Here is a 17,036-nt window from a genome sequence, read left to right on the forward strand (position 1 = left end):
TACTTGCGTTCCCAAAATAAAAATCGAGTTGATCAAAACCTTCCCTTCGCCACTTATTGTTAACTTACTCATCACTAAAGCTATTTTATGCGTGTTATCATGAATAAAGTCATACTTTATAAAGACTTTTATCATGAAATACTTACTCTCTCTGTTGCTTATCGCGCTTTCTAGCACTGCGATTGCCGCGCCACCGAGCTCATTCTCTGCTGCCAAACGTGAGGCGGTCAAAATTTATCAAGACCATCCAACAAGCTTCTACTGTGGCTGTAACATTCAATGGCAAGGCAAGAAAGGCTTACCCGATTTAGCCTCTTGCGGCTACCAAGTCCGTAAACAAGAAAAACGGGCTGCACGAATCGAATGGGAGCACGTTGTTCCTGCGTGGCAATTTGGCCACCAGCGTCAATGCTGGCAAGATGGCGGACGTAAAAACTGTAAGAAAAAAGACGAAACTTTTCGTTTGATGGAAGCAGACTTGCACAACCTAACTCCTGCTATTGGTGAAGTAAACGGTGATCGTTCGAACTACAACTTCAGCCAATGGAACGGTATGGATGGCGTGAGTTATGGTCGCTGTGAGATGCAAGTGAACTTTAAGCAGCGTAAAGTCATGCCACCAGACCGTGCGCGTGGCTCAATTGCTCGTACCTATCTATACATGAGCAAAGAGTACGGTTTCAAACTGTCGAAGCAGCAAACGCAATTAATGAGTGCTTGGAACAAAACCTATCCTGTCGATAAATGGGAATGTGAGCGTGACGAGCGCATTGCAAAAGTACAGGGCAATCACAACCCATTTGTTCAAGAAGCCTGCCGCGCACTGTAACCTCCGACCTCGAAGCGTTTCAATTACTGATATTGAAACGCTTCTTGCCCCTTGTTTTTTCGGTGCAAAGCATCCATGTTAGGGTTTAAGTTTATTCTCTTGCTGGAAATCTCATGCGTACCCCTCGAATTTATCATCCAGAAACCATTCATCAACTTGGCTCACTTGCTTTAAGTGACGACGCAGCAGGCCATATCGGTCGTGTTTTGCGCATGAAAGAAGGCCAAGACGTTCTCCTTTTTGACGGCAGTGGCGCAGAGTTCCCAGCGGTTATCAGTGAAGTCAGCAAGAAATCAGTTTTGGTTAACATCACCGAGCGTGTAGAAAGCAGTATTGAATCCCCTTTAGATCTGCACCTTGGTCAAGTCATTTCACGTGGCGATAAGATGGAGTTCACCATCCAAAAGTCTGTTGAACTTGGCGTCAATACCATCACTCCTCTGATTTCTGAACGTTGTGGCGTCAAGCTTGACCAAAAGCGTTTTGAGAAAAAACTCGCGCAATGGCAGAAAATCGCCATCAGTGCCTGTGAGCAATGTGGGCGTAATGTCGTGCCCGAAATTCGTCCAATTATGAGCTTGGAAGAGTGGTGTAAAGAAGAGTACGATGGTTTAAAGCTTAACCTTCACCCTCGTGCTAAATACTCAATCAACACTTTGCCAACCCCGGTTGAAAAAGTGCGCCTACTGATCGGTCCTGAAGGCGGTTTATCGTCTGAAGAAATCGAGATGACTCGAGAATACCAATTTGAAGAAACGCTACTCGGCCCTCGCGTTCTGCGTACCGAAACAGCGGCTCTGACAGCAATTACAGCCTTACAAGTTCGTTTCGGCGATCTTGGTTAAACGGAGAAAAATAATGATCAAACTCGGTATCGTAATGGACCCAATCTCGTCCATTAACATCAAAAAAGACTCTAGCTTTGCCATGATGCTTGAAGCGCAACGACGCGGCTATGAAATCCACTACATGGAAATGAATGATCTGCATCTCGATCAAGGCGTTGCCATTGCAGATACTAAAGTGGTGGAACTAAAAGAAGATCCAAACGGTTGGTACGAGTTCAAATCAGAGCAAACTATCGAACTGTCTGAGCTAGACGCGGTGCTAATGCGTAAAGATCCTCCGTTTGATACTGAATACATCTACGCGACTTACATTCTTGAGCGTGCAGAAGAACAAGGTGCACTGATCGTTAACAAGCCTCAAAGCTTACGTGATTGTAACGAAAAGCTGTTTACAGCATGGTTCCCAGAGCTGACACCTACAACGATCGTGACGCGAAAAGCAGAAAAAATTAAAGAATTTCGTGAAAAACATGGTGATGTCATCCTGAAACCACTTGATGGTATGGGTGGCGCGTCCATCTTCCGTGTGAAGGAAAACGATCCAAACATCTCTGTGATCATCGAGACATTGACTAACCACGGTCAAAACTACGCAATGGCGCAAACCTTCGTGCCAGATATCAGCAACGGTGACAAACGTATCCTAGTGGTAGATGGCGAACCTATGCCTTACTGTCTAGCACGTATTCCTGCTAAAGGCGAAACGCGCGGCAACCTAGCCGCTGGTGGTACTGGTGAAGCTCGTCCGCTAAGCGAAACCGACCTCAAAATTGCGCAAACCGTTGCTCCGACACTGAAAGAAAAAGGCCTTATCTTTGTTGGCCTTGACGTAATTGGCGACAAGCTAACAGAAATCAACGTCACCAGCCCAACCTGTATTCGCGAAATTGAAGCAGCTTTTGATATCTCAATCACAGGCAAGCTGATGGATGCGATTGAGCGTCGAGTAAAAGGCGAATAACTCAAACTGTATTACAGTTAATAGAGAGCGTAGTACATTAACTTAAGCAAACTCATGCACATACCTAGATGTAAATTGTATGATGTTTGCTTAAGGGCATTTACGAGAGTTAAGGGTCAGTATGAGTATGAATCTCACAAATCACTTTTTGGTTGCCATGCCTGGGATGAAAGATCCGTACTTTCAAAACAGCGTGATCTACGTTTGTGAGCACAACGAAGACGGCGCTATGGGGCTGATGATCAATGCTCCTGTTGATATCACCGTCGGCAACATGCTCAAGCAGGTGGAAGTTCAGCCAGTACACCCGCGCCTATTTGAAGCCAGTCTAGATAGACCAGTCTACAATGGCGGCCCAATCTCGGAAGATCGTGGTTTTATTTTGCATAAACCCAAAGATTACTACGAGTCCAGCGTCCAAATGACCGATGACCTCGCGGTAACCACTTCGCGTGATATTCTGTCGGTGTTAGGAACAGAAGCAGAACCAAGTGATTACTTAGTGGCACTTGGCTACTCCGGTTGGAGTGCAGGCCAATTAGAAAGTGAGCTGGTCGAAAACTCTTGGCTCACCATTGAAGCGACGCCTGAAATTATCTTTAATACACCAATCAACGAGCGTTGGAAGAAAGCGGTCGAAAAGCTGGGCATCGACCCAAGTCACCTTTCAGCAGACTCTGGACATGCTTAGTCCAAATATACAGTTACATTAGATAGAGACACCTTATGTCACGCACAATTATGGCTTTTGACTTTGGAACCAAAAGCATTGGTAGCGCTATTGGCCAAGAAATTACTGGTACAGCTTCCCCATTAAAAGCCTTTAAAGCCAATGACGGTATTCCAAACTGGGACGATATCGAAAAGCAAATCAAAGAGTGGCAACCAGATTTGCTAGTGGTCGGTTTACCGACCGATCTGCATGGTAAAGACCTTGAGACCATAACCCCTCGTGCACGAAAATTTGCTAAGCGTCTGCAAGGCCGATACGGATTGCCAGTTGAACTGCATGATGAGCGTTTATCTACAGCAGAAGCTCGTGCGGAGTTGTTCAGCATGGGCGGCTACAAAGCCCTATCGAAAGGTAATGTTGACTGCCAGTCAGCAGTGGTGATTCTAGAAAGCTGGTTTGAAGCCCTTTGGGATGAGTAAACACTTTAAGCACAATGAAAAAAGGTTGGCTCCTGCCAACCTTTTTTTGTTTCTGGATTGGATTAATCCATATCGATCTTAACGTTCGCCAAACTGCCCGTAGAGAATGCTTCACCACGCTGCGTTTTCAACATCAAGCGCAGATCATTCGCCGAGTCGGCGCTATGTAGTGCATCCTCTTCGCTGATCTTACCTTGCATCACTAACTTATAAAGAGATTGATCGAACGTCAGCATACCAAACTCATTTGAGCGAGCCATGGTTGACTTCAACTCATGTAAATCTCCGCGACGAATCAAATCCGACACACGTGGACTATTTAGCAAGATCTCAAATACACCATGACGTCCCTGCCCATTTTTATCTCGGATCAGCTGCTGACCAACCACGCCTTTTAGGTTCATCGACAAATCGAACAAGAATTGTTCTTTTTGATCTTTCGGTACCAAGTGAAGAATGCGCTCTAAAGCTTGGTTTGCATTGTTGGCGTGCAACGTTGCCATACACAGGTGACCCGTTTCGGCGAAGGTCATCGCGTATTCCATTGTTTCACGGCTACGGATCTCACCAATCAAAATCATATCTGGTGCTTGGCGCAGCGAGTTTTTAAGCGCAACTTCATAGCTTTCCGTATCTAACCCAACTTCACGTTGAGTCACGATACAGCGCTTGTGTTCATGCACGAACTCGATCGGATCTTCGACCGTCAAAATGTGCCCGGTTTTATTGCTGTTTCGATAGCCTGTCATCGCCGCCATAGTGGTCGATTTACCCGAACCAGTAGCACCGACCACCAGCACCAAACCACGCTTAGCTATTGCCAAATCTTGCAACACTAACGGTAACTTTAACTGCTCAAAAGTAGGAATATTAGTTTCAATACGACGAATCACTGCGCCTGGTAACTCGCGTTGAAAAAAGGCACTCACACGGAAGCGGCCACAGTCTCTCACAATGGCAAAATTCGACTCGCGACTTTTACGAAATTCCTGACGCCGATCTGGTTCCATAGCGCTGTCGAGTAATGCAGCCACATCGCCCTCGGTGAGTTTTTCCCCTTGCGGACGCAATTCGCCATCCACACGAAATAGAATTGGCGCTCCAACCGTGATGTAAAGATCCGACGCTTTCAGCGCCAGCATGCCTTCGAGAAATTTATCTAGATCCATCTTCCGTATTCACCATTATCTGTATGAACGTTACGAGAATTGCTGCACTTCTAATCCGATCTTACTATCGACCTCTTCACGAGCAACCATGCCTTGCGCCATTAACTGACGAGCATTTTGCTCCATGGTTTGCATGCCGTGAGCCGCACCTGTTTGAATAATCGAATACATCTGCGCGACTTTGTCTTCGCGGATCAAGTTACGAATCGCAGGCGTTGCCATCATAATTTCATGGCATGCAATACGGCCACCACCATTACGCTTCAGAAGCTTTTGCGCGATAACCGAACGAAGAGACTCAGATAGCATCGAGCGGACCATATCTTTATCACTACCAGGAAACACATCGATAATACGGTCAATGGTTTTTGCCGCCGAGCTGGTGTGCAACGTTCCGAAAACTAAGTGACCCGTTTCTGCCGCCGTTAAGGCAAGGCTGATGGTTTCTTTATCACGCATCTCACCAACCAGAATAACGTCTGGGTCTTCGCGCAATGCACTACGCAAAGCATTTTGGAAACTATGGGTGTCACGGTGAACTTCACGCTGGTTGATCAAACATTTATTGTTGTTGTGAACAAATTCAATCGGATCTTCAATTGTGAGTACGTGCTTGTTGTGATTACGGTTAATGTAGTCAACAATGGCTGCTAAGGTCGTCGATTTACCTGAACCTGTTGGGCCAGTGACCAGAACTAAGCCTTTTTCAGCGTTCGCAATTTTTTTGAAGATCTCTGGCGCTTCTAGCTCTTCCAGAGTTGGAATGCTACTTGGAATGGTACGAAATACTGCCGCACAACCGCGAGATTGGTTGAAAGCGTTGACACGGAAACGGCCAACGTTATGCAACTCAAAAGAGAAATCGACTTCGAGTTTTTCTTCGAACTCACTGCGTTGGGCATCGTTCATGATTTCGAAAACCAAACGATGCACTTCTTGGTGTGTAAACGCTGGAATGCCTAGTTTTCTCACATCCCCATCAATACGAACCATTGGTGGGACACCTGCAGAAAGATGTAGATCCGAGGCATTATGTTTTACACTAAAATCCAGTAACTCAGTGATATCCATTTAAAATCCTTAAGTCTAAAGTACAGCTATGAGTAGTATTCAACAAAATATTGAACATATCACCTCTCAAATTCGATATGACGAGCAAAAATGTGGTCGAACTCCAGAGTCAGTGCAACTTCTAGCGGTAAGCAAAACTAAACCTGTCGAGGCAATTCTCGAAGCCTACCAAGCGGGACAAACCGCCTTTGGTGAAAACTACGTTCAAGAGGGCGTCAGTAAAGTTCAGCACTTTGCCGAGCATTATCCAGATAATCGAATCGAATGGCACTTCATTGGCCCGATTCAATCGAATAAATCGCGACTTGTTGCTGAACATTTCGATTGGGTTCACACCATCGATCGAACCAAGATAGCTCAACGCCTGAATGATCAGCGGCCAAGCGAACTTAAACCGCTACAAGTTCTGATTCAGGTTAACACCAGTGGTGAGGTATCTAAATCTGGCGTCACTGAAGCGGAAGTATTCGAGCTGGCGGAGTTGATTTCTCGCCTACCCAACCTCACTTTAAGAGGGTTGATGTCGATTCCTGCCAACGTGTCTGACTACGAATCACAACTCCGTGAATTTCAGAAGTTGGCTACGTTGAAGCAAACACTCGAAGCACAGTTCCCAGAAATCGATACATTATCAATGGGAATGAGTGGTGATATGACCGCTGCAATCGAAGCTGGTAGTACAATGGTTCGTATTGGAACCGCTATTTTCGGCGCACGAGACTACAGCTAAATCAACAAAACGCTCACTCGCGACATAAGTTATGTCGCCAATCGTTAGAGCGTAAATGCGCAATCATCTTACTCGCCAATAGGAGCAGTAAGTAACAGCGGCGCCATTATACACCTGAGCGCACAACAAATTCTAAATATCATGATGGAAATCAGACAAATGGAACATAAAAAAATCGCCTTCATTGGTGCTGGCAACATGGTGAGAGCCATTGTTTCCGGCTTGGTTGCTAACGGATACCCAGCGCAAAACATTACCGCGACGGCTCCTTCAGAGGCTCGCCGCCTTCTGCTAGAACAAGATTTTGGCATCCGTACCACCAGCGATAACATCCAAGCTGCGACCGAGGCGGATGTGGTGGTATTGTCTGTAAAACCGCAAATGATGGCGGATGTCTGTAAACCACTGCAATCGATCGATTTCACTAATAAACTGGTGATTTCTATTGCCGCAGGCATCAACTGTTCACGATTGGATGATATGCTAGCCACCAAATTGAACTTGGTTCGTGTTATGCCAAATACGCCATCACAACTTGGGTTGGGTATGAGTGGGTTGTTCGCACCAACTCATGTAACCGAGCACGACAAAGCTTTTGCCGCAGAGTTAATGGAAGCGGTCGGTAAAGTATGTTGGGTTGAGCAAGAGTCTGGCATCAATAATGTGATTGCCGCAGCGGGCAGTGCTCCAGCATACTTCTTCCTGTTTATGGAAGCGATGCAAGCAGAAGCGATTGCGCAAGGCTTTGATAAAGAGACCGCTCGACTATTGGTTCAGCAAGCTGCACTGGGCGCGGCCAGTATGGTGGTTAGCAACCCAGAAACTGAGCTATCGACCCTGCGTGAGAACGTAACATCGAAAGGTGGGACAACGGCAGAAGCACTGCGTACATTCAACGAACATCAACTTTCAGATATTGTCGCTAAAGCCATGCAAGCTGCTGTGGCTCGCGCGGAAGAAATGGAAAAACTGTTTTAATTATTTGGATGAACTCCGTTTAGTATCATCCATCACTTGTTAAGGGTACCTTATGAATTCAATGAGTTTTCTCATCTCAACCCTATTTGACCTGTACATCATGGTCGTAATTTTGCGAATTTGGTTACAAGCTGCGCGCGCAGACTTCTACAACCCATTCTCGCAATTCATAGTAAAAGCGACTCAGCCGGTCATTGGTCCATTGCGCCGCGTTATCCCTTCCGTGGGGAATATTGACCTAGCAACCGTGTTGTTTGCCTACGTGTTGTGTGTGCTTAAATTTGTCGTGCTTATCCTAATAGCTTCGAACGGTTCCGTCTCTTTCAGCGCTGACTTCTTATTCTTGGGCTTATTATCATTAATCAAAGCCGCAGGTGGCCTATTGTTCTGGGTACTATTGATCCGTGCAATTTTGAGCTGGGTAAGCCAAGGCCGCAGCCCTATCGAGTACGTATTCCATCAACTGACCGAGCCAATGTGCGCTCCAATCCGTCGTATTCTTCCGGCTATTGGTGGTCTTGATTTAAGCGTACTGGTGTTATTTATCGGCTTGCAGTTCGCGAACTTCTTAATGGGCGATATCATTGGTCCAATTTGGTTCCAGCTATAATGTCAGCTGCAGTTTGGCAAGATGGTGAGGACATCATCCTGAAGCTCTATATTCAACCTAAAGCTAGCCGCGATAAAATCGTTGGCTTGCATGGTGAAGAGCTAAAAATCGCCATTACTGCTCCACCTGTCGATGGCAAAGCTAATGCACACCTAACTAAGTTCTTAGCCAAGCAGTTTAAAATCGCTAAGGGCTTGGTTCACATAGAAAAAGGTGAATTAGGACGGCACAAACAAATTCGGATAGAATCGCCTACCCAGATACCGACAGAAATTAAAGCCATCATATGATGGCTTTTTATTTACGATTTTGTACCACACTTACTAATACCAACGACTGAGTACGCATTTTTTACCCCCTGACCAAGGTAAAATTGCAGCTATGGTTGTTTTATAACAAGTGCTTTGAGGAAGTAACAATGAGCAAATGGATTACCACATTACTGATTAGCCTGTTGTCGTTACCAAGCTTCGCCGATCAGTTTAAAAATATGAAAGATATCGAAGTACACTATGTCGCGTTTAACTCAACATTCCTAACACCCAAAGTCGCACGTAGCTACGATATCAAACGTAATGGATACCTCGCTGTGGTTAATATTAGCGTGTTAGATAGAGCTTCATTGGGTAAGCCAGCATTAGAAGCAAAAATTGCTGGACGCGCGAAGAACCTTATCGGCCAAACTCAGACCTTGACCTTTCGTGAAGTCAAAGAAGGCAATGCGATATACTATTTAGCCGAACTACCAATTACCCACGAAGAAACTTTTACTTTCGATATTGACGTAAAAGCTGGAAACAAAGGCTCAGGTAAGCTTAAATTCACCCAGAAGTTTTATGTTGAAGAGTAATTGGGTTGTGATGTTCCAAAAGCTTTTGGATCTAAGCAGGCTAAAAACCACTTATTAGTTAAAGAATATCTAGAGGAGAACGATTTGTTCTCCTCTATCACTATTAAAAGAGATTCCCATGAAAAAAATTGTGCTAGCAACTGGTAACCAAGGCAAAGTTCGTGAAATGGCAGATTTATTGTCTGACTTCGGCTTTGAAGTATTAGCGCAAAGTGAATTCAATGTATCGGAAGTAGCTGAAACGGGTACAACTTTCATTGAAAACGCAATCATTAAAGCTCGCCATGCCGCACAAGAAACAGGGCTTCCTGCCATTGCAGACGACTCTGGATTAGAAGTCGATTTCTTAAAAGGCGCTCCGGGCATTTACTCTGCACGTTACGCAGGCGAGAGCGCATCTGATCAAGAGAATCTAGAAAAATTGCTAGCGGCAATGGAAGGCGTACCAGAAGCAGAGCGTACAGCACGTTTCCACTGCGTATTAGTCCTCATGCGTCACGAGAACGACCCAACGCCTATCGTCTGTCACGGTAAATGGGAAGGCCGAATTCTAACTGAAGCACACGGTGAAAATGGCTTTGGCTACGACCCAATCTTCTTTGTTCCTGAAGATAACTGTGCGTCAGCCGAACTTGAACCTGCACGTAAAAAACAACTGTCTCACCGCGGTAAAGCGCTCAAGTCGTTGTTTGCTCAACTGTCTGAGCAAGTGTCTCAGTAATCACGAGCGAATTAGACCATGTTAACGCCCCCAGCACTCAGCTTGTATGTACACATCCCGTGGTGTGTGCAAAAGTGCCCGTATTGCGACTTTAACTCTCACGCGCTCAAAACCGAGATTCCAGAAGAAGAGTACATCAGTGCCCTTTTAGAAGATTTGGATACCGACATTGAGAAATACCGACTTAACGAAGCGCCACGTCCACTGCATTCAATCTTCATTGGTGGTGGTACGCCGAGTTTGATTTCGGCAGAAGGCATCGAGCGTCTACTTAAGGGCATTGAAGCGCGTATTCCGTTCAAGCCTGAAATCGAAATCACCATGGAAGCGAATCCAGGCACCATCGAAGCAGAGCGTTTTGTTGGCTACCGCAAAGCTGGTGTAACGCGTATCTCTATCGGCGTGCAAAGCTTTGAGCAACAAAAGCTTGAGCGTTTGGGGCGCATTCACGGCCAAGACGAAGCCGTCAATGCTGCTAAGCTGGCGCACCAAATCGGTTTGAACAGTTTTAACCTCGATCTCATGCACGGCTTACCTGATCAAAGCATCGAACAATCCTTGGCAGATTTGGACAAAGCGATTGAGTTGGCACCGCCGCACTTGTCTTGGTATCAGCTGACCATCGAACCAAACACCATGTTCTACTACAAGCCACCAACGCTACCTGACGATGATGACTTGTGGGATATTTTCGAGCTCGGACACCAAAAACTTGCAGCCGCGGGTTATGTGCAATATGAAATCTCCGGTTACAGCAAGCCGGGCTATCAGTGTCAGCACAACCTCAACTACTGGCGCTTTGGTGATTACCTTGGTATCGGTTGTGGCTCTCATGGCAAACTCAGTTTTACCGACGGACGTATTATTCGAACGACAAAGGTAAAACACCCGCGAGGCTATTTAGCGGCTTATCAAAATATGGTCAAACCTTATCTGCATACAGAACATGTCGTCGCGGATGAAGATCGTCCATTCGAGTTCTTTATGAACCGATTCCGCTTAATCGAAGCCTGTCCGAAGCAAGATTATGTGGACACCACGAGCTTACCGCTCAGTACGATTCAAGAAACCATCGACTGGGCGATAGAAATGGGCTACCTGAATGAAACGCCTACCCACTGGCAAATTACTGAAAAAGGGAAGCTCTTCCTTAATGATTTGCTCGAAGCCTTTATGGCCGAAGAAAGCGAAGACTAACGCAACCCCAAAACAAAAAAAGCCTCTCAATTGAGAGGCTTTTTATTTAGAAACTGTGCCGTCCTAAATAAGGTTGACACATTTCCACATTAGAAAATTGAACGGCCAATTCGCTCTGAGAGCAGCTCAAGCGCCTTAGTACCCGCAAGCGAGTTACCTGAAGGATCAAGCTCTGGAGACCATACTGAAATGGTCATTTCACCAGGTACTACCGCGATAATGCCACCACCAACACCAGACTTACCAGGCATTCCAACGCGATAAGCAAACTCGCCCGCGCCATCATACAAGCCACACGTTGCTAACAGTGCATTAAGTTGTTTGGTTTGCACAGGAGAAACTACAGGCTTACCCGTTTGTACCGATGTGCCCTTGTTTGCTAAATAGCTAAACGTTTTAGCCAAATCGACGCAACTCATCTTCAGCGCACAAGCGTGGAAGTAGTTTTGTAGTACTGGAATCACTTCATTTTCGAAGTTGCCAAACGAACGCATGAGATATGCAATCGCCGCATTACGATCACCATGCATCATTTCAGATGCCGCAACGACTTTGTCATACACAATATGGGTATCACCAGAAAGCTGACGCACAAACTCCAACAGGCGCTGACGAGGCGCAGATAAGCGAGTTTGTAACAAATCCGCCACTACTATCGCTCCAGCATTTATAAATGGATTACGAGGAATACCTTGCTCCATTTCTAGCTGGATTAGCGAATTAAATGCCTGCCCCGAAGGCTCTTTTCCCACTCGAGACCAAATTTCTTCTTGCTTGTACAAGCACATCGCTAACGTCAAGCTCAATGCTTTTGAAATAGATTGGATAGAGAAAGGTTCATCGGCATCACCCGCCTTAATAACCTCACCTTCGTTGGTGTATACCGCAATACCTAACTTGTTGCTGGGTACTTTTGCCAGAGCAGGAATATAATCAGCCACTTTACCTTGGCCGATTAAAGGGCGTACTTCCGCCAAAATATCTGTCAAAATTTCCACTGTCGGTTTCATTCTCTACCTTCTATTTACAAGAGAACTCGTTGAGCTCAGAGGTAAAAAAAGCCAACGTGTCGTTGGCTTTTCCATAGGGTTCGTTCGACTCAAGTCGATTATGGTTTTACTGCCACAATAATATTGCGGTTGATAGATTGATCAACACGGTGAAGATAACCGATGTAAGGCTCTTCTGAAAGTACCTTCCAACCTTGCTCTTCAAATAATGCCGCGACATCTTTCCATTTCAATGTGAATTCATTGAAAGACAACACCACTGAACCTTGCTTTTTCAATACCACTTTCCATGCAGGCAGAGCCTCTTTTAAAAGCTCTAATGGACTACGGTTCAGTTTGCTGTCCTTGGCATTTTTGCTGCCGTGCTGCACGCCATAAGGCAGATCAGACACCATCACATCAACTGAGTTCTTTTTCACGACTTGATCAGCGATACGAGTATCAGCCGAATACAGCTTCATAAACTGAAGATTGCCTTGGTTGTAATCTTCTTTATTTGCTGCAGCTTCAACCACGAAACCATCCGCCACTTTCTTGCCACCCGCAGTGCGCTTTTCTTTGCTCACTTTGTGCTTAAAGCGGCCATTCTTCATGAACTTAACAATAAAGGTCTGGATCTCTTGCACCCACTTGGCGTTGATCTCAACCCCTACCACGTTCAAACCGTGGATCAAGCCTTCAAATAAGGTTGTACCTTTACCACACATTGGATCCATTAAGGTCAGTTGTTCACTTCCCGTATTGGACGCACTAATGCCGATATTCACCATCAAACGGGTAAACTGCTCGTTTGTTTTCCCGGTGTAGCGCAAAATCTGGCTCATACTTTCCGGGAAAGTGTTAAATACGGGCGCTTGAACTGGTCGAAGTAAACCATCTTCGCGCACTTCAAATAGCGCATAGTAAATCGAAGAGGCTGCGATTCTTCGCGCCTGCTCATCGGTTAGCGCTTCCTGACAAGAAAACACCAACGCAGCAGGTAAGCCAACGTCTTTACTACCAATTTCTGTCACATCCACGCCTTGTGAAGCTAAAATTGCTTTTAGCTCAGAACAGGCAATGGTCATTGCGCTATCAAAGTAAATTCGGTTATGACCCGGATTCGCTAATATCGCGTAATGGTACATCCCATGAACTCCTCTGGTTACGCAATACGCTTATATTTGATATCCCAAACACCGTGACCAAGACGGTGACCACGAGCTTCAAACTTCGTTAGCGGGCGATCGTCTGGACGAGGAACGAAATCACCATCTTTAGCAATGTTTTCGAAACCTGGCGCTTGGTTCATCACTTCAATCATGTGCTCTGCGTAGTTTTCCCAGTCGGTCGCCATGTGGAAAATACCTTCATTAGGGATAAGCTTCTCACGCACCATTTCCGCAAAACCTAATTGAACAATACGACGCTTGTGGTGACGCTTCTTATGCCAAGGGTCTGGGAAGAACAATTGCAGTGTCGATAAGCTGCCATTTGGGATCATGTGTTCGAATACTTCTACCGCATCGTGACACATTACACGCAGGTTAGTAATTCCCGCTTCGCGAGCATCGGCAAGACAAGCACCAACGCCTGGGCTATGAACTTCGATACCGATGAAGTTTTTCTCTGGCGCGTTCTTTGCCATTTCAACCAATGAAGCACCCATACCAAAACCGATCTCAAGCACTACTGGGTTATCGTTGCCAAACACCTCTTTCCAATCGAGAAGTTCAGCTTTGAAGTCAATACCCATCGTAGGCCAGCATTCATTCATCGCGCTCTCTTGACCTTTAGTCAAACGCCCTTCACGGCGTACAAAGCTGCGGATTTTGCGGATCAGCTTTCCGTCTTCGTTGTATTCGTTAGTGGTTACTTCACTCATTGATTTTGCCTGCACATTGATTAATCAAAGCGGGGATTATCCAAAGAATTTACTTAGGTGCAAGTATTTGTTGAGCTCTTGGTCTATGGCAACCCAAAAGCAACGACACACCTCTTTATATCCCTACTGTTTATCCGTTGTACTTCTTGCCCATTATGTGGTGCAATTTTGCACCTAACCAATAATAGAATACAGAGCAAGTCGTGACACCTTTCGCCAGTGCCATCCTAGAATGGTATGACGCATATGGAAGAAAAGATCTTCCGTGGCAACAAAATAAGACCGCATACAGTGTCTGGTTGTCTGAAATTATGCTTCAGCAAACTCAGGTCACTACGGTTATTCCGTATTACCAACGTTTCTTGGAGCGCTTTCCAACCGTGGTCGATCTTGCCAATGCTGAGCAAGATGAAGTCCTACACCTTTGGACTGGCTTAGGGTATTACGCCCGAGCCCGTAACCTTCACAAAGCAGCACAAGAGGTCGCCTCTACATACAATGGTGAGTTTCCTCTTGATATAGAGAAAATGAACGCCCTACCGGGGATTGGTCGCTCTACTGCTGCCGCCATTTTATCGTCTGTGTATAAACAACCACACGCGATTCTTGATGGTAACGTGAAGCGCACCCTATCCCGCTGTTTCGCAGTTGCAGGATGGCCAGGACAAAAAAAGGTTGAAAACCAGCTGTGGGAAATTGCCGAAACGCATACCCCACAAACGGATGTAGATAAGTATAACCAGGCAATGATGGACATGGGCGCAATGGTCTGCACTCGCAGCAAACCCAAATGTAGCCTCTGCCCTGTTGCTGACCTGTGTGTGGCAAAACAACAAGGTAATGTGCTCGACTACCCGGGCAAAAAACCGAAGAAAGATAAACCAATCAAGCAAACTCGTTTCGTGATGCTTCACCACAACACCGAAAATGGTCATGAGGTGTGGTTGGAGCAAAGACCACAAACAGGCATTTGGGGTGGCTTATTCTGCTTCCCACAAACCGAACATGTGGATGCAGAAAGCGACATTGAATTGCTACTGGATCAACGCGGCATTCAAGCCAGCAATATCAAACAGAAGCAAACACTGATTACCTTTCGTCATACATTCAGCCATTACCACCTAGATATCACGCCAATTTTGATTGATTTATCAAAGCAACCGGACGTGATAATGGAAGGCAACAAAGGTCTTTGGTATAACTTATCTAAACCTGAAGAAGTCGGTTTAGCCGCGCCAGTAAAACTATTGCTGGAAACGCTACCCCACGAACTTCGTTAATTGAATACAAGGAGTCATTATGAGCCGCACTGTATTTTGTGCTCGACTAAAGAAAGAAGGCGAAGGTCTAGACTTTCAACTTTACCCTGGTGAACTAGGTAAACGCATTTTCGACAACATCTCGAAAGAAGCGTGGGCTCAGTGGCAACACAAACAAACCATGTTGATCAACGAGAAGAAACTCAACATGATGGATCCAGAACACCGCAAACTGATCGAAACAGAAATGGTAAATTTCCTCTTTGAAGGAAAAGACGTTCATATCGAAGGTTACACACCTCCGAGCGAATAAAGTCGCTTGAGTTAAACAATGACATCACAACCATTTGTGGTGTCATTTTTCTATTACCTTCAATAACTCTGATACTTATGAAAAAAATTGTCTTTATTGCTGCCGCACTTTTAATGGCAGGCTGTAGCCGTGAATTCGTCGAAAAGATTTATGACGTCAACTACGAGCCAACAAACCGTTTTGCCAATAACTTAGCTGAGCTACCAGGACAATTTGAAAAAGATACTGCGGCGCTAGATGCCTTAATCAATAGCTTTTCAGGCAATATTCAAAAGCGCTGGGGTAAAAAAGAAATCAAGTACGCTGGCAAGAGTAATTACGTTAAGTACATCGATAACTACCTTAGCCGCGCCGAGGTCGACTTTCGCAAAGGCGTGATCACGATAGAGACCGTATCACCGACCGAGCCCCAAAAACACCTAAAAGACGCGATTGTCACCACCTTATTAACACCAGACGATCCCGCGCACGTCGACTTATTCTCCTCTAAAGGTATCACGTTAGAGGGGCAACCATTCCTGTATAAACAAGTTGTCGACCAAGACAATAAGCCAATTCAATGGTCTTGGCGGGCAAACCGATTTGCGGAATACCTCATCGCAAATAAAATAAAAACCAAAAATGTAGATTTCAAGAAAGCGTATTACGTCGAAATTCCCATGGTTGAAGACCACTTTTCAACTCGCAGCTACCAATACGCCGATATCGTGCGTCGAGCTTCCAAGAAATACGACATTCCAGAAGACTTGATATACGCCATTATTAAAACCGAGAGCAGTTTCAACCCATACGCGGTAAGTTGGGCAAATGCGTATGGCCTAATGCAAGTTGTACCTAAAACAGCGGGACGAGATGTGTTCAAACTCGTGAAAAAGCGCTCGGGCCAACCAAGCCCTGAATATTTGTTTAATCCAGAAAACAACATAGATACCGGTACTGCGTATTTCTATATCTTAAAAAATCGTTATTTAAGAGAAGTCCGCCACCCTACCTCTCTCGAGTACAGCATGATTTCAGCTTACAATGGCGGTACTGGAGGAGTTTTAAACACATTTCATCGCAGTGATCGCAAACGCGCAATGCAAGATCTTAATTCATTGCAACCCAACCAAGTTTATTGGGCGTTAACCAAGAAACACCCGAACGCAGAAGCGCGTCGCTACCTAGAAAAAGTTACAAATTTCAAAAAGGAATTTAACTCGAAGCAAACTTTGTAGTGACAGTTGAATAAAAAGCGTTCGAACAACCACTTTTTTGAAATTATTTAAAAAAAGTGGTTGACGCAACGCGGGAAAATCCGTTTAATAGCGCTCCGTTGCCCGGATAGCTCAGTCGGTAGAGCAGAGGATTGAAAATCCTCGTGTCGGTGGTTCGATTCCGCCTCCGGGCACCACAATTTGATTTGTTGGTGTCTTAACGAAATGTTATAACACGGACAAAAGCACAAAGAATAAAGTGTGCCGACTTAGCTCAG

General features: G+C 45.4%; 20 protein-coding genes and 1 tRNA gene. 16 read left to right on the plus strand and 5 right to left on the minus strand.

The features are described from left to right. Nucleotides 1–133 precede the first annotated feature (133 nt). The 5 genes from endA to ruvX all read left to right on the plus strand — a co-directional run bounded on the left by endA (nt 134) and on the right by ruvX (nt 3,790). Nucleotides 134–829: a deoxyribonuclease I gene (gene endA, locus KI742_RS13525; RefSeq protein ID WP_005381023.1), complete on the plus strand. Its 696-nt coding sequence runs from the start codon at nt 134–136 to the stop codon at nt 827–829. Between the two features lie 113 nt (nt 830–942). After that, entirely contained in the window at nt 943–1,674 is a 732-nt protein-coding gene (rsmE, locus tag KI742_RS13530; protein ID WP_017821890.1) for a 16S rRNA (uracil(1498)-N(3))-methyltransferase, read from the plus strand. 13 nt (nt 1,675–1,687) lie between these two features. Then, nucleotides 1,688–2,638 (plus strand): glutathione synthase, encoded by a 951-nt coding sequence (gene gshB / locus KI742_RS13535; protein ID WP_285385469.1) that lies wholly within the window; start codon nt 1,688–1,690, stop codon nt 2,636–2,638. A gap of 127 nt (nt 2,639–2,765) precedes the next feature. Continuing rightward, nucleotides 2,766–3,329, plus strand: a complete 564-nt coding sequence (locus tag KI742_RS13540; RefSeq protein WP_005381020.1) for a YqgE/AlgH family protein — start codon at nt 2,766–2,768, stop codon at nt 3,327–3,329. A gap of 35 nt (nt 3,330–3,364) precedes the next feature. Next, the gene (gene ruvX / locus KI742_RS13545) at nt 3,365–3,790 is read left to right on the plus strand and encodes a Holliday junction resolvase RuvX (protein WP_053304143.1); all 426 of its coding nucleotides are present in this window, start codon (nt 3,365–3,367) and stop codon (nt 3,788–3,790) included. A 62-nt stretch (nt 3,791–3,852) separates the two neighbouring features. Here the strand turns inward: ruvX and KI742_RS13550 are convergent, their stop codons facing one another. Together KI742_RS13550 and KI742_RS13555 are read right to left on the minus strand one after the other, a co-directional pair. Next, nucleotides 3,853–4,959 (minus strand): PilT/PilU family type 4a pilus ATPase, encoded by a 1,107-nt coding sequence (locus KI742_RS13550; RefSeq protein WP_005384523.1) that lies wholly within the window; start codon nt 4,957–4,959, stop codon nt 3,853–3,855. Between the two features lie 30 nt (nt 4,960–4,989). After that, complete coding sequence (locus KI742_RS13555) at nt 4,990–6,030, minus strand: type IV pilus twitching motility protein PilT (RefSeq protein ID WP_005381015.1); 1,041 nt, start codon at nt 6,028–6,030, stop codon at nt 4,990–4,992. Nucleotides 6,031–6,058: 28 nt separating this feature from the next. Here KI742_RS13555 and KI742_RS13560 point away from each other — a divergent pair, with 28 nt between their 5' ends. The 7 genes from KI742_RS13560 (at nt 6,059) to hemW (ending at nt 11,116) form a co-directional block, all read left to right on the plus strand. Next, nucleotides 6,059–6,760 carry a YggS family pyridoxal phosphate-dependent enzyme gene (locus KI742_RS13560; protein WP_042521292.1) on the plus strand — a complete coding sequence of 234 codons (702 nt, stop codon included), beginning with the start codon at nt 6,059–6,061 and terminating at the stop codon, nt 6,758–6,760. A gap of 159 nt (nt 6,761–6,919) precedes the next feature. Then, nucleotides 6,920–7,738 carry a pyrroline-5-carboxylate reductase gene (gene proC / locus KI742_RS13565; protein ID WP_005381013.1) on the plus strand — a complete coding sequence of 273 codons (819 nt, stop codon included), beginning with the start codon at nt 6,920–6,922 and terminating at the stop codon, nt 7,736–7,738. 52 nt (nt 7,739–7,790) lie between these two features. After that, nucleotides 7,791–8,348, plus strand: coding sequence for a YggT family protein (locus tag KI742_RS13570; protein ID WP_005381012.1), 558 nt, complete (start codon nt 7,791–7,793; stop codon nt 8,346–8,348). Next, nucleotides 8,348–8,638, plus strand: a complete 291-nt coding sequence (yggU, locus tag KI742_RS13575) for a DUF167 family protein YggU (RefSeq protein ID WP_005381011.1) — start codon at nt 8,348–8,350, stop codon at nt 8,636–8,638. Before KI742_RS13570 ends, yggU begins: the two co-directional genes overlap by 1 nt. Before the next feature lie 128 nt (nt 8,639–8,766). Continuing rightward, a complete protein-coding gene (locus tag KI742_RS13580) occupies nt 8,767–9,198 on the plus strand; it encodes a DUF4426 domain-containing protein (RefSeq protein ID WP_285385468.1) in 432 nt (143 codons plus the stop codon). Nucleotides 9,199–9,316: 118 nt separating this feature from the next. Further along, complete coding sequence (locus KI742_RS13585; RefSeq protein WP_005381009.1) at nt 9,317–9,919, plus strand: XTP/dITP diphosphatase; 603 nt, start codon at nt 9,317–9,319, stop codon at nt 9,917–9,919. An 18-nt stretch (nt 9,920–9,937) separates the two neighbouring features. Next, nucleotides 9,938–11,116, plus strand: a complete 1,179-nt coding sequence (gene hemW, locus KI742_RS13590) for a radical SAM family heme chaperone HemW (protein ID WP_285385466.1) — start codon at nt 9,938–9,940, stop codon at nt 11,114–11,116. An 89-nt stretch (nt 11,117–11,205) separates the two neighbouring features. Here hemW and glsB read toward each other — a convergent pair whose 3' ends face one another. The 3 genes from glsB to trmB form a co-directional block, all read right to left on the minus strand. After that, on the minus strand, nt 11,206–12,126 hold the full coding sequence (gene glsB / locus KI742_RS13595) for a glutaminase B (protein ID WP_005381007.1): 921 nt from the start codon (nt 12,124–12,126) through the stop codon (nt 11,206–11,208). Nucleotides 12,127–12,224: 98 nt separating this feature from the next. Further along, the gene (locus KI742_RS13600) at nt 12,225–13,253 is read right to left on the minus strand and encodes a TRM11 family methyltransferase (protein ID WP_005384509.1); all 1,029 of its coding nucleotides are present in this window, start codon (nt 13,251–13,253) and stop codon (nt 12,225–12,227) included. A 17-nt stretch (nt 13,254–13,270) separates the two neighbouring features. Then, a complete protein-coding gene (gene trmB, locus KI742_RS13605) occupies nt 13,271–13,990 on the minus strand; it encodes a tRNA (guanosine(46)-N7)-methyltransferase TrmB (protein ID WP_005384506.1) in 720 nt (239 codons plus the stop codon). Between the two features lie 203 nt (nt 13,991–14,193). Here trmB and mutY point away from each other — a divergent pair, with 203 nt between their 5' ends. The 4 genes from mutY (at nt 14,194) to KI742_RS13625 (ending at nt 16,955) form a co-directional block, all read left to right on the plus strand. Continuing rightward, the gene (mutY, locus tag KI742_RS13610) at nt 14,194–15,270 is read left to right on the plus strand and encodes an A/G-specific adenine glycosylase (RefSeq protein WP_225466536.1); all 1,077 of its coding nucleotides are present in this window, start codon (nt 14,194–14,196) and stop codon (nt 15,268–15,270) included. 19 nt (nt 15,271–15,289) lie between these two features. Beyond that, nucleotides 15,290–15,562, plus strand: coding sequence for an oxidative damage protection protein (locus KI742_RS13615; protein WP_005381002.1), 273 nt, complete (start codon nt 15,290–15,292; stop codon nt 15,560–15,562). A gap of 77 nt (nt 15,563–15,639) precedes the next feature. Continuing rightward, a complete protein-coding gene (gene mltC / locus KI742_RS13620) occupies nt 15,640–16,779 on the plus strand; it encodes a membrane-bound lytic murein transglycosylase MltC (protein WP_005381001.1) in 1,140 nt (379 codons plus the stop codon). Nucleotides 16,780–16,879: 100 nt separating this feature from the next. Further along, a tRNA-Phe gene (locus tag KI742_RS13625) sits at nt 16,880–16,955 on the plus strand. The last annotated feature ends 81 nt before the right edge of the window (nt 16,956–17,036 follow it).

Origin of the sequence: Vibrio sp. D417a (assembly GCF_030248595.1) — a bacterium.
Classification (GTDB): domain Bacteria; phylum Pseudomonadota; class Gammaproteobacteria; order Enterobacterales; family Vibrionaceae; genus Vibrio; species Vibrio alginolyticus.

What these genes read in the sequence shown, in the direction of transcription:
- endA (WP_005381023.1), top strand. Translation starts at nt 134, where the DNA reads ATGAAATACTTACTCTCTCTGTTGCTTATCGCGCTTTCTAGCACTGCG.
- rsmE (WP_017821890.1), top strand. Translation starts at nt 943, where the DNA reads ATGCGTACCCCTCGAATTTATCATCCAGAAACCATTCATCAACTTGGC.
- gshB (WP_285385469.1), top strand. Translation starts at nt 1,688, where the DNA reads ATGATCAAACTCGGTATCGTAATGGACCCAATCTCGTCCATTAACATC.
- KI742_RS13540 (WP_005381020.1), top strand. Translation starts at nt 2,766, where the DNA reads ATGAATCTCACAAATCACTTTTTGGTTGCCATGCCTGGGATGAAAGAT.
- ruvX (WP_053304143.1), top strand. Translation starts at nt 3,365, where the DNA reads ATGTCACGCACAATTATGGCTTTTGACTTTGGAACCAAAAGCATTGGT.
- KI742_RS13550 (WP_005384523.1), bottom strand. Translation starts at nt 4,959, where the DNA reads ATGGATCTAGATAAATTTCTCGAAGGCATGCTGGCGCTGAAAGCGTCG.
- KI742_RS13555 (WP_005381015.1), bottom strand. Translation starts at nt 6,030, where the DNA reads ATGGATATCACTGAGTTACTGGATTTTAGTGTAAAACATAATGCCTCG.
- KI742_RS13560 (WP_042521292.1), top strand. Translation starts at nt 6,059, where the DNA reads ATGAGTAGTATTCAACAAAATATTGAACATATCACCTCTCAAATTCGA.
- proC (WP_005381013.1), top strand. Translation starts at nt 6,920, where the DNA reads ATGGAACATAAAAAAATCGCCTTCATTGGTGCTGGCAACATGGTGAGA.
- KI742_RS13570 (WP_005381012.1), top strand. Translation starts at nt 7,791, where the DNA reads ATGAATTCAATGAGTTTTCTCATCTCAACCCTATTTGACCTGTACATC.
- yggU (WP_005381011.1), top strand. Translation starts at nt 8,348, where the DNA reads ATGTCAGCTGCAGTTTGGCAAGATGGTGAGGACATCATCCTGAAGCTC.
- KI742_RS13580 (WP_285385468.1), top strand. Translation starts at nt 8,767, where the DNA reads ATGAGCAAATGGATTACCACATTACTGATTAGCCTGTTGTCGTTACCA.
- KI742_RS13585 (WP_005381009.1), top strand. Translation starts at nt 9,317, where the DNA reads ATGAAAAAAATTGTGCTAGCAACTGGTAACCAAGGCAAAGTTCGTGAA.
- hemW (WP_285385466.1), top strand. Translation starts at nt 9,938, where the DNA reads ATGTTAACGCCCCCAGCACTCAGCTTGTATGTACACATCCCGTGGTGT.
- glsB (WP_005381007.1), bottom strand. Translation starts at nt 12,126, where the DNA reads ATGAAACCGACAGTGGAAATTTTGACAGATATTTTGGCGGAAGTACGC.
- KI742_RS13600 (WP_005384509.1), bottom strand. Translation starts at nt 13,253, where the DNA reads ATGTACCATTACGCGATATTAGCGAATCCGGGTCATAACCGAATTTAC.
- trmB (WP_005384506.1), bottom strand. Translation starts at nt 13,990, where the DNA reads ATGAGTGAAGTAACCACTAACGAATACAACGAAGACGGAAAGCTGATC.
- KI742_RS13615 (WP_005381002.1), top strand. Translation starts at nt 15,290, where the DNA reads ATGAGCCGCACTGTATTTTGTGCTCGACTAAAGAAAGAAGGCGAAGGT.
- mltC (WP_005381001.1), top strand. Translation starts at nt 15,640, where the DNA reads ATGAAAAAAATTGTCTTTATTGCTGCCGCACTTTTAATGGCAGGCTGT.